The following is a 12066-nucleotide window of genomic DNA, read 5'->3' as shown; positions in this document are numbered from 1 at the left end:
TATAAATCATTTTATGAATTTGCATTAGAGCTATTATGAAATTATTAATTTTGTTGGTTTTCAAGCTATTTCTATAAAAATATTTTTAATGCAACCAGAACTGCAAACCGATAAAAATTTATCTTTTGAAGAATTTCGACAATCTGTATTAGCAGATTACCGACTTGCCTGTACCAGCAGAGAAATTAGCCTTTTAGGACGTAAGGAGGTTTTGACCGGGAAAAGCAAATTTGGTATATTTGGCGACGGGAAAGAATTGCCTCAGTTGGCTATGGCTCGGGTTTTTAAAGAAGGGGATTTTAGATCAGGTTATTATCGCGATCAGACCTTTATGATAGCTATCGGGGCACTTGGGGTAAAACAATTTTTTGCCCAGCTCTATGCACATGCCGACCCTAAAGCGGAACCGAGCTCTTCTTCAAGAATGATGACAAATCATCTTGGTATGCCTTTGCTGGATGAAAACGGCCACTGGCTCATGCTTTCAAAACAAAAAAACTCAGCTTCTGACCTTTCTCCCGTGGCCTCTCAAATTCCAAGATTACTCGGTTTAGCTCAGGCCTCAAAAATCTATAAAGATTCTCCTTCTCTCAAGTCGTATTCCGAGCGTTTTTCCAATGGCGGAAATGAAATTGTTTTCGGAACCATCGGTAATGCAAGCACTTCTGAGGGTTTGTTCTGGGAAACTTTTAATGCAGCTGGTGTACTTCAGGTTCCTGTGATTATTTCGGTATGGGATGATGATTATGGAATTTCGGTGCCTGGAAAATATCATACCACTAAAAAGAGCCTTTCTCAAATGTTGAGCGGATTTCAACGCGCGAATTCCGAACGTGGTTTTGAAATTTTTTCCGTCAAGGGTTGGGATTATACGGAATTGATTGAAACTTATGCCCGCGCCGAGAAGATCGCTCGTGAAGAGCATGTTCCTGTTCTAGTGCACGTTACCGAACTTACCCAACCTCAGGGTCATTCCACATCGGGCTCTCATGAGCGCTATAAATCTTCTGAGCGTCTTGAATGGGAACGTACCTATGACTGCCTGAAAAAATTTCGTCAATGGATTCTTGATTTCGAACTTACAGACGATCAGCAACCATTTCAATTAACCACCTCTGAGGTATTGGATCAAATAGAGGAAGATGCTAAAAAATATGTTCGTCAAGAGCAGAAAGCTGCCTGGGACGCTTTTCAGGGATCACTTGTGAGCTCTAAGAACGAAGCCTTAGACCTGATGGTAAATCTTTATGAGAGCGTCTCTGATGATCAGGATAAAAACACACTTGCTAAACTTTTAGAAGACGTAAAGTCAAAGCAGGAGCTTAGTAAAAGAAATGTCTTTTCCGCCGTTCGTAAAAGTCTTTATCTGGTATCCTCTGTTTCTGCTGAAAAAAAGTCATCTCTCGCGCAATGGTATCGGGAAAATATGGAAAAAGAAAGAGAGAACTATTCTTCTCATCTTTACAGTTGTTCTGATCTTTCAGTACTCACTGTTCAAGAGGTAATTCCTACCTATAGCGATGAGTCTTTAGAGGTAGATGCGCGCATTATTTTAAGGGATAATTTTGATCGTTTGCTTGATAAAAACCCACAGTTACTGATCTTTGGCCAAGATGCCGGTAAGATCGGTGATGTCAACCAAGGACTGGAAGGTCTCCAGGGAAAATATGGCGAGATGCGCGTGGGCGATACGGGCATACGCGAAGCTAGTATGATCGGTCAGGGTATAGGACTGGCTATGCGAGGCTTGCGTCCTATTGTTGAAATACAGTACCTCGACTACATTTTATATGCCCTGCAGTTGATGAGTGATGATATAGCCACCATGCAATACCGTACCAGAGGGGCTCAGAAAGTTCCGGTTATCGTGCGCACTCGCGGTCATCGTCTGGAAGGCATGTGGCATTCAGGCTCTTTAATGGGGGGGCTGATCCATTTTCTACGAGGAATGCTTTTGCTCGTGCCGCGTGATATGACCAAAGCAGCCGGTTTTTACAATACGTTGATGGAAACTGATGAGCCGGCGCTTGTCATCGAATGCCTTAACGCTTATCGCCTTAAAGAGAAAATGCCTGAAAACCTTGGAGAATTCAGAACCCCTGTAGGTCAAATCGAGCGCACCCGTTCGGGAAAAGACGTGACCTTAGTGAGTTATGGTTCTACCTGGCGTATCGTTATGGTCGCTGCCGATGAATTGGCTCAAAAAGGAATAGAAGCTGAAGTAGTTGATGTTCAGTCGTTGATTCCTTTTGATTTGTCACATGATATCGTAAAGAGTTTGGAAAAAAACCATAGGTTGGTCATCATCGATGAGGATGTTCCGGGAGGTGCATCGGCTTATATTTTGCAAAAAATACTGCAAGAGCAAAACGGCTATTATCAGCTCGATAGTCAACCCATCACCATCACTGCTCAAGAACATCGTCCGGCTTATGGCTCAGATGGCGACTATTTTTCAAAACCTTCTGTTGAAGATGTAGTGGAAGGGGTATATGCATTGATGCATGAGAGTGATCCGCAGAAATATCCTTTGATTTATTGAGCGACTTTTAAAAGATCGACCACTTTTTTATCTACCGCGAGCGTCACCTTATCTTCCCTTAGATCTTCCGCGGCGATCCAGTGAAGCTGCCGTATCTTTTTCTCCATAATGCGGAGGGCTTCTATATGAAAGGTGTCAACCTTATAATAGATAGCGATGAGTTGTTCATTTTTTTTAAAGGCTGAAGGCTGAAAAAAATCAGTAGTGTAAAAATGTTGACCGATCTCTACCGGAAGGTTTAGCTCTTCAAGGAATTCTCTTTGAAGCGCCTCTCTAAGACCTTCGCCGAATTCAAGGGCGCCTCCCGGAAACTTAGTGAGGATTTTATCGGTGTAGGGCTCTTCAAGCAATAGAATCTTTCCCGATTCCCTTAGAATTCCGTATACTCTTACATTGAATTGTCCGGTCATATTTTATGAGGTTTAAAAGCTTGTGTGGTTTCTCTTTTTCAGGAGGTCCTGTGGTCGTTTTATTTATAATAAAACCGGCGGCTTGTAAATTTCTGCGCACATCTCCCTTGGAATAATAGGTAAGTAAAAGACCTCCATTAGCCGTCATGCCGTAGAGTTTTTTGATAAAAGCTATGCTCCAAAGATCAGCTTGTATATTTGGGATAAAGGCATAGAAATAAATAATATCAAAACGCCTTTCCGAATGGAAATTATGAAGGTCTTGTTTCATTTTGGTCAATGAAAAACCACCGAAAATCGGTATAGAAGTTTCCCATGGGCTGGTGAAAAGTTTTTCGTAACTATCGGGGTAAGATTCGGCCTTTAACAGGTAAAGATGATTGAGCATTTGCCTATTCTTTCTTTTTTAAAGGATATTTCTCTATGGCCGTAAATCGATTTCATAGGACTTTTTCACTTTCCAAAAAAATTTAGGAAAGGATTTAGACCGATGCCATAGCCCATTTCCAAGATACTAATTTTTTCTTTATTTACAAATTCATTAAGAGCATTGCGTAAAAATATATGTTTAGTTTCTTGTATAGCGCTGTATATGTAGTGATAAGATTCCTTGTAATCCACCAGGTAAAGACTGGTGGAGCCATCTGCTGTTATCTCTAGAGTTCTTTTCATAGAATACTTAAAAGGTATAGGTAAAATATCTACAATATTAAGGTATTTGAGATTAAGGTATTTAAGCTTTTTTCAGCTATTAAATTCTTGTAGGAGCTCAATGAAAATGGCTATATTTACCCCCCTGTTGAAAATTAAAATCATGCTGATCAAAAAATCTTTGCATTCACGAATATCGGATGTAGATTTAAAAAATCTTTCTTTCGGCTCTGAACTCTCAGACCATATGTTTTATTGCGCTTATCGACAGGGGTGTTGGCAAAGACCAAAAATCAAGCCTTTAGAGCCTTTGACCCTTTCACCGGCTGCATCGGTTTTTCACTATGGGCAAGCTGTTTTTGAAGGTATGAAAGCTTATAAAGATGAAAATGGCGATGTTTTTTTATTTCGCCCTCAGGAAAATATTAGGCGTTTGAATCGCTCAGCAGAGCGCCTTAACATGCCCTCTTTTTCTGAAGAAATCTTTTTGGAAGGCCTCTCTAAGCTTGTTGATTTGGATCGTCACTGGGTGCCTCAAGGTTATGGCCAGGCGCTTTATATACGGCCTTTTATGATAGCCAATGAGGCAAAAATACTCGCATCTTCTTCTCGTGAATTTTTACTTATGATCATCTGTACTCCTGTTAATACGTACTATTCACAGTCTTTGCGTATTAAAATCGAGCAGGAGTACAGTCGTGCTACACAAGGAGGTGTAGGTTTTACAAAAGCAGCTGGTAATTATGCGGCAGCTTTTTATCCTACTCGTTTAGCCAATGAGCAATCTTACGATCAGGTTTTATGGACCAATTCACCCACCCATGATCGTATTGAGGAATCCGGTACGATGAACGCTTTTTTCCGCATAGGAAATCAACTGATTACCCCTGTTATCAGCGATAAAATACTAGGTGGTATTACACGCAAAAGCCTTATAGAATTGGCCTCTCATGACGGTATAGAAGTGCAGGAGCGTGAATTAACAGTAGCTGAGCTTGTGGAAAACCTTAAGAAGGGTATGGTAAAAGAGGCTTTTGGCACCGGAACGGCTGTAGTTGTTTGTCCTTACAAAATCATAGGTTATCAAGGTAAAGATTTTTCTTTACCTCAAATTTCCGATGATAAATCATTTGGGTTGCGTTTGAAAAGTCGTTTAATGGAAATTCAATACAATCGCTCAGAAGATTTTTTTGGCTGGAGGAAGCTTGTAAAAAGCTCTTTTACTGTTGGTTAAGATTTAAAGTTCATTAAAAAAAATCTCAGTGAAAACTACACTCGAGCGTTTAAAACCTTTTTTATATGAGGCTGTTCAACATCTCTCTTCGGTAAGTCTTGTAAAACTTGATATTCGGCCTACGCGAAAAGAATTTTCCGGTCATATTACCCTAGTCCTTTTCCCTCTGCTCAAAATCTTTAAAAAACCATTAGAGCATATAGGACGGGAGATAGGCTCTTATGTCAAAGAACATGCACCCATGGTTCGCTCTTTTCATCTTGTCAAAGGTTTTTTGAATTTCGAGTGTACCGATGATTATTACTTCAGGCTATTGCAAGATCTTTGTGAAGATGACTTTTTTTTCCAAAAATCTTCTCTCAAAGGTACTTTGATGATAGAGTATTCTTCGCCTAATACTAACAAACCCCTGCACCTTGGGCATATCCGAAATCATCTCCTGGGTCATTCGATAGCTGAGTTGTTTAAGTCCATGGGTCGAAAGGTCATTAAAACGCAGATCATCAACGATCGTGGGATACATATTTGCAAATCTATGTTGGCCTGGAAGAAATTTTCAGGCGGTGAAACCCCTGAAAGCAGTAATCTCAAGGGGGACCACCTTGTAGGAAAGTATTATGTAGCTTTTGAAAAAGCCTATCGTAAAGAAATAGCTGACCTATGCGCACAAGGTTATAAGAGAGTCAGAGCTGAAGAAAAAGCTCCAATGATGCAAGAGGTTCATAAATTATTGCGTCTTTGGGAGAGGGGAGATGCTGAAACTATAGCCCTTTGGCGCAGGATGAATAGCTGGGTATATCAGGGTTTTGAGCAAACTTATCAGCGCTTGGGAATTGATTTTGACGATACGCAATATGAAAGCAATACCTATTTACTGGGCAAGAGGATTATCGAAGAAGGACTTAAAAAGAAAGTTTTTTTTCATAAAGAGGATGGCTCAGTGTGGGTTGATTTGACTGCTGAAGGCTTTGATGAAAAACTTCTTTTAAGGAAGGACGGCACATCAGTATATATTACCCAAGACCTGGGTACTGCGGTAGAGCGTTTTGAAAAATATCCCATAGAAGCGCTTATTTACACTGTTGGAGAGGAACAGGAGTATCATTTTCAAGTGCTTTTCCTTATTTTAAAACGTATGGGCTATCCATGGGCCGATCGACTTTTTCATCTCTCTTACGGAATGGTGGAGCTTCCTTCAGGGAAGATGAAATCTCGTGAGGGAACTGTAGTAGACGCGGATGATCTGATGATACAAATGCATCAGGTAGCCAAATCGTTCACACAAGATTTGGGAAAGTTGAAAGATAGTGCTCCTGAAGAAAAAGAATCACTTTATGAAACTATTGGTCTGGGCGCTTTAAAATATCATATTTTAAAAGTAGATCCTAAAAAACGCATATTATTTGATCCAAAAGCTTCCGTAGATTTTAAAGGCAATACAGGTCCCTATATACAATACACCTATGCACGCATTCGCTCACTTGAATCTAAGGCTTGTGGAAACGCCTATGAAAATCTCTCGGTCTGCTTATTAGGAGAATATGAGAAATCTTTGCTGAAAATTTTAGAACAATATCCTGACTCCATAAATTTTTCCGCTAAAAATCTTAATCCCTCCCTTGTGGTAAACTACGTCTATGAACTAGCCAAATCTTTCAATGATTTTTATCAAAATGTAAATATTCTTAAAGCTCACGATCCTTCAAAGGCGGCTTTTTGTTTAAAACTCGCTCTCACATGTGGAAAAGTTTTGAAAATTGCCATGAAATTTTTGGGAATCAATATGCCTGATAATATGTAACCTAAAAGGTGTTTTAATTTTAAAGTGATGTGATTAAAGTTTGCACTTCCTATGTAAAATCTTTTTGTAATCCTATCTTATGGTGTTAAAAGATAACTCTATCGAGTATATTAATAGGTTTCTTACATTATATATGGATAAATATAATGATCAAGATTATATTATTAAAGTTTTAAAAAAAATTATTCAGAGCCAATTCACAGAATTTGACAGTATTAGTTGGGTTGTTTAAAAAAGATTGCAAAAATACATATTGAAAAATCGCAAAAAAAAGATGCGATACAGTATTTAGTTGATACCTTACGCAACCAACTTAATTTATATCAATACACTAAAACATTCAAAAAATGGATAATTTTTTAATCTCAGTAGAAAATACCAAATATACTGAGAAAGTAAAAAGAAATAAATAGCTTTCAGCTACAAAAAATATGAATGCAGATTTTATTCTTTGTTGGACTTTTATTCCAGGGATTATTGCTTTCATCGAATTTATTGTTTATTCGTGTATGTCATATGAGAGAGCTTTGCAATGAAATACGGTTAAAATCAAATAGAACAACTTAAAGAAGTAAATCGCATTTATTTAGCAACTAGAAAAGTTGAATTGATTGATAATTACTTAACAGCAAGTTTTCGTAATAAAAAAGTTAGAAAATTGAATAATGCCCAACTTGTTCTCTTTAAAAAATTAGCTTACGTATAAAGAACAACCTTACCTTCGTCCTGAAATATATCCTCAAGATAAAGAGACTACCCTTCATGGGTCTGAAAAATATGATAATATAAAGGCTAAATCCTAATAAAGAAAGGGGGGCTAACACATAGAGACTAATGGCCTTTTATTTTGGTTAGCTATTTTATTAATTTATAGTAATAGTAATATTTGGAAAAAATTTGTGTCCAGATTTCTCTTAAAAAAACTTGTAAAACATATTCTAGAGCAGATCTTTATAAAGTAAACGCTATACCAAATCTCTTAAGATTTTTGATAAAAAAAATCTTAAGAGATTTGGTAGACCCGCAGGGATTCGAACCCCAACTAACAGAACCAAAATCTGCTGTGCTACCGTTACACCACGGGTCTTATAAACATAATGGTAAGCAAAGGTATTACTATTTTTTCTTTTTACAAATGGGTTTTTCTAGGCTTTATAATTTTTTTAGATACACAAATCATCTATTTTAGCACTCTATTTCCAGAGTATTTTAATATGCTACTTTTTAAAAAAATCAACAACCTTTTAGGTTGGACGCTGTTTTTTATCGCCTCTTATATTTTTATCTCCACAGTAGAACCTGTACTAAGTTTTTGGGATTGTGGTGAATATATTGCTTCTTCTGTAAAATTAGAGGTGGGACATGCGCCGGGGGCAGCTACTTTTCAATTGTTAGGGGCATTAGCTTCACTCTTTGCTTTAGGAGATTCTACTAAATATGCTATGATTATTAATTTAGAATCCGCGCTTTGCAGCGCACTCACCATTCTTTTTCTATTCTGGACCATTACGCATCTCTCATGTAAACTTATTATTAAAAACAGCTCTGTTCAGTGGGATACTCAGATGAATTCTACTCAACAAATCGTTGTTTTTGCTAGTGGCATAATAGGCTCGATGAGCTTTATGTTCAGCGACACTTTTTGGTTTTCAGCTGTAGAAGGGGAGGTATACGCCATGGCCTCGCTTTTTACAGCACTTCTCTTGTGGTTAATGTGCCGTTGGGAAAATGATAAAGATCCTGCTCATGCGCGCCGATGGCTTTTATTGATCTGCTTTCTTATAGGCCTTTCGGTAGGTATACATCTTATGGTATTATTGGTTATTCCGGCTTTAGGCTTGATTTATTATTATAAAAGATATCACTCTAATATAAAGAGTCTTTTTATAGCTCATCTGATGATATTAGTCATTTTTGGTTTTTACTTCAAAGGGCTTTTTCCTTTGACAATGAAGTTCTTTGGGCGTAGCGAAATTTTTTTCGTCAATACTCTTGGTCTCCCCTTTCATTCGGGGACCATAGCTGCTTTTGTATTTCTTTCATGGGTATTTTTCTTCCTTATTCGTCAGACGCATAAAAAAGGACTGGTTTTCCTAAATACACTTGTTCTTTGTATCCTTTACAGCCTTATCGGTTTTTCTTCATGGATGCTTCTTCCTATACGTGCGAGCGCTGATACACCTATTAATTTAAATGATCCAGATAATGCTATTACCATGCACGATTATTATACACGTCGCGGGCAATATGGCGACTGGCCTATACTCTATGGACAAATGTATACGGCTTATTTAGATAAAAATGGTATTATCGGATACAAATCGCAAGGACCTATCTATGAAAAAAACGTAAAATCAGGCAAATACATCGTTATAAGCGAAGAGATTTCTTATAAATTCAACCCTAAACATCTGGGTATTTTCCCAAGAATGTACAGTAACTCTCCAGAGACCATGGATAATTACCAAGCTATACTTGGAAAAGCTCAAACTTACATTCAAAGAGATGCTGAAACAGGGCAGGAGATAGTAGGTTATCAAAAACCTACTTTCGGTCAAAATATGTTTTTTTTTCTTGATTATCAGATTGATTATATGTTTCTGCGTTATCTTTTTTGGAATTATGTGGGACGTCAGAATGACTTGCAAGGAAATTATGAAGTTACCAAAGGCAATTGGAAAAGCGGTATTTCTTTTATAGATGAAGCGCATTTAGGATCGCAAAAAAATGTTCCGAAACATTTTCAGAATAATAGAGCCAATAATGTTTATTACGGGTTTCCCCTCCTTTTAGGTTTTATAGGGATGTTTTTTCAGATGCGTAGGAGATTTGGAGATTTTTATATGTTGCTGTCAATTTTTTTACTTACAGGTGTGGGTGTAATTATTTATACCAATGTGAAACCTTTTGAACCTAGGGAGCGTGATTATGCTCTGGTGAGCGCTTTTTATGCCTTTGCTATCTGGATTGGATTGGGAGTGGTGGCAATTTTTCATTCGTTCAAAGAAAAATATCGTCGCTCGGGCGTAGCTTTGGTTCTCTTCGGGGTTTTACTTGCTATTCCCTTACGTATGGGAGAGCAAAACTGGGATGATCATGATCGATCCTATCGGACCTTGCCCCGGGATATTGCACGAAATTATCTGAATACCACTGATCCTCAGGCCATTCTGTTCGTATTTGGAGACAATGATACCTATCCATTATGGTCTTTGCAAGAGACCGAAAATTATCGCAGTGATGTGCGTATTCTTAACTATACTTTATTAGGTACTTCGTGGAATATTGACCAGGCACAGCGAAAACTTAATAGTTCTCTTCCTATAAAAATGACGCTTGAACATACCCAATACCGTCAAGGCACACGTGACGCTGTAGTGGTTTTTTGTGAAGATCAGGCTATTACCGCCCAGGAAGCTATGGTATGGCTGGCCAGAGACGATGAAAAAAAACAAGTTCTTAGAAAAAAGTTTCTGTCAGATACTAAAGGAAAAATAGATTTTTTGCCTACCAATAAAATTATTATACCGGTAAACAAAGTTGCTGCGCTTAAAAATAGAATTGTAGCCCCTGAAGATGCTGATAAGATGGTTTCACAGCTCATTTTGGAGTTTCCTGTAAAAGAAAATCAGCCTTTTTATCTGAATAAAAATGATTTGATTTTTTTGGATATGTTAGCCAATTATCAATGGGATCGTCCTATATATTTCAGCGTAGGAGGTATTTACAATCCGGCAAATACTCTTTATTTGAGCGATTATCTTCAGTACATGGGGTTTCATTATAAATTGGTACCTATACGGACTCCTCAGAATGTTAAAGGGGAGCTAGGATATATAAATTCAGGGGATATGTATCAGGCAGTTAAAAAATTTCATTGGGGTAATCTTAAAGACCCTAGAGGCTATACCGATTATAATGGTCGTCGTAATATACTCACTTATCGAAATGCTGTAAACAGAGCTTCTGAAGCCCTTATAGCTGAGGGAAAACGACAAAAAGCTCAGGAAATCATGGATCGACTTGAGGAAGAAATTCCACAAAAGCTCTATCAAGAGCATTTGCCTTTGATAGATATAGCCGCCTCCTATATCCGCATCGGACAGGTGAATAAAGCAAAAAAAATCATACAGGTGTTTCAGAAAAATCTTCTTGAAGAAATTGATTATTACATAGAATTACCCGTGAAGTATAAATACTGGATAAATAATGATATGCTTTATACTACCTATAAATATGCTTTTTTATCTAATGAGATCACGCAAGCTTATCTCGAAACAGCTCATTCAAGTGGCGCTCTGGCTTACGCCCAGCAGTCTTATCGACAAATAAATCTTCGTCTGGAAAAACTCATAAAAAAACTTGAGAAGATTTCAGATAATCATTTATACGATCAGGACTTAAGTGCATTGTCCCATGCCCATCGAAGTTTAATTTCAACGCTAAAAAGTTGCGATCCGAGACCCTAAGCCGAGCATTATAAAAACGATTTTTTTCAGAAAGTCCGTAAACAAGATACGTAAATCATTTTCTGGTTAAGTATAATAAGAAAAATTTGCAAGTTATAAGGTTACGTTATGGACAGAAAATTAACTAAATACCTATCCATATTAACGTATAATATGCATCCTTCGAGAAACAGACCAGACATAATAACAGATACGTTGTAATTCTTTGGCATGCCTGATGAAGGCAGCAGTGTAGAGAAAACCATCCCAAATAAAGCCAATACAAGACTCCATTTCCATAGATCATTGCCGAAGGTGCTGCCCCAAAGGCAGATAAAAGGTTAATATCAGTGTGTTTTTATTGAAAAACAAGAAAACATATAGCAAACAACTGTGCACAGACACCTATACCAAGAAAGTTTATTATTTTCTCCCTCTACAAAACCTGTAGCTAATATAAGTAAACTTTTATTTTTCATCTGTTTCACCTTGTTTTGAGAGAAATTCATTATTCATATTTCGTTCTCTTCCTGAGAGACACAGTTAGCATTATGATCCTTTTATACTTTTCTGACTCTTTTGTGTTTAAACTAGGGTTGTATTTGACCTTTTTCCTCTCCTTGCGAGAGAGTTAGTAAGCTCTTTTACTTTTGAAGCCCGATGTTCTGATTATTTTTCTATCGCTAATTTTATTTTATTTAATAATTTATCAATGATATAATTTTTAAATATTATGATTAATTTTTGTATTAAATTTGCCAAAATCGATAGATAAAATAATATTTATCATTGTTACAGCTTATTTTATTCTGATTATTTTATTCCGACGATAGCTCTGAGCACATCGATACTGATTTTTAGTATTGATGTATTACTTCTTTTCTATAAGTTCTTTAATAGCCTTTCTGTTTCTATTAATTATTGCCCGATGAAGCGAGGTTTTCTACATATTCATCAAGTTGAAATTAAGCCGATTGGCT

Annotated in this window: 7 protein-coding genes, 1 tRNA gene and 1 pseudogene; 5 read left to right on the top strand and 4 right to left on the bottom strand. The window is 37.3% G+C overall.

The features are described 5' to 3' along the window. The first annotated feature begins 88 nt into the window (after positions 1-88). Entirely contained in the window at positions 89-2542 is a 2454-nt protein-coding gene (locus tag CS842_RS03570; protein WP_103327509.1) for an alpha-ketoacid dehydrogenase subunit alpha/beta, read from the top strand. On the opposite strand, the gene CS842_RS03565 is transcribed toward CS842_RS03570, so the two are convergent. The 3 genes from CS842_RS03565 to CS842_RS03555 all read right to left on the bottom strand — a co-directional run bounded on the left by CS842_RS03565 (position 2536) and on the right by CS842_RS03555 (position 3624). After that, positions 2536-2892 (bottom strand): NUDIX domain-containing protein, encoded by a 357-nt coding sequence (locus tag CS842_RS03565; protein WP_241518433.1) that lies wholly within the window; start codon positions 2890-2892, stop codon positions 2536-2538. The genes CS842_RS03570 and CS842_RS03565 overlap by 7 nt on opposite strands. After that, positions 2885-3340, bottom strand: coding sequence for an MnmC family methyltransferase (locus tag CS842_RS03560; protein WP_103327507.1), 456 nt, complete (start codon positions 3338-3340; stop codon positions 2885-2887). The genes CS842_RS03565 and CS842_RS03560 overlap by 8 nt, the downstream gene beginning before the upstream one ends. Positions 3341-3405: 65 nt before the next feature. Then, a complete protein-coding gene (locus CS842_RS03555) occupies positions 3406-3624 on the bottom strand; it encodes a hypothetical protein (RefSeq protein ID WP_103327506.1) in 219 nt (72 codons plus the stop codon). A gap of 142 nt (positions 3625-3766) precedes the next feature. Between CS842_RS03555 and CS842_RS03550 the strand changes: the two genes are divergently transcribed. The 3 genes and pseudogenes from CS842_RS03550 to CS842_RS08140 form a co-directional block, all read left to right on the top strand. Next, positions 3767-4837: a branched-chain amino acid aminotransferase gene (locus CS842_RS03550; protein ID WP_103327505.1), complete on the top strand. Its 1071-nt coding sequence runs from the start codon at positions 3767-3769 to the stop codon at positions 4835-4837. 28 nt (positions 4838-4865) lie between these two features. After that, positions 4866-6638, top strand: a complete 1773-nt coding sequence (argS, locus tag CS842_RS03545) for an arginine--tRNA ligase (protein WP_103327504.1) — start codon at positions 4866-4868, stop codon at positions 6636-6638. 446 nt (positions 6639-7084) lie between these two features. Continuing rightward, positions 7085-7185, top strand: a pseudogene (locus CS842_RS08140) (TM2 domain-containing protein); the annotation flags it as partial. Between the two features lie 466 nt (positions 7186-7651). On the opposite strand, the gene CS842_RS03540 reads toward CS842_RS08140, so the two are convergent. After that, positions 7652-7725: transfer RNA gene (locus CS842_RS03540), tRNA-Gln, on the bottom strand. A 127-nt stretch (positions 7726-7852) separates the two neighbouring features. On the opposite strand from CS842_RS03540, the gene CS842_RS03535 reads away from it, so the two are divergent. Further along, positions 7853-11107, top strand: coding sequence for a glycosyltransferase family 117 protein (locus CS842_RS03535; RefSeq protein WP_195909860.1), 3255 nt, complete (start codon positions 7853-7855; stop codon positions 11105-11107). Positions 11108-12066: the final 959 nt, after the last annotated feature.

The sequence above is a fragment of the Bacteroidetes bacterium endosymbiont of Geopemphigus sp. genome (assembly GCF_002904345.1).
GTDB lineage: Bacteria > Bacteroidota > Bacteroidia > Flavobacteriales > Blattabacteriaceae > GSPS2-BC2016.
The sequence above is the reverse complement of the archived record's forward strand: the minus strand, read 5'-3'. Positions and strand labels throughout refer to the sequence as shown.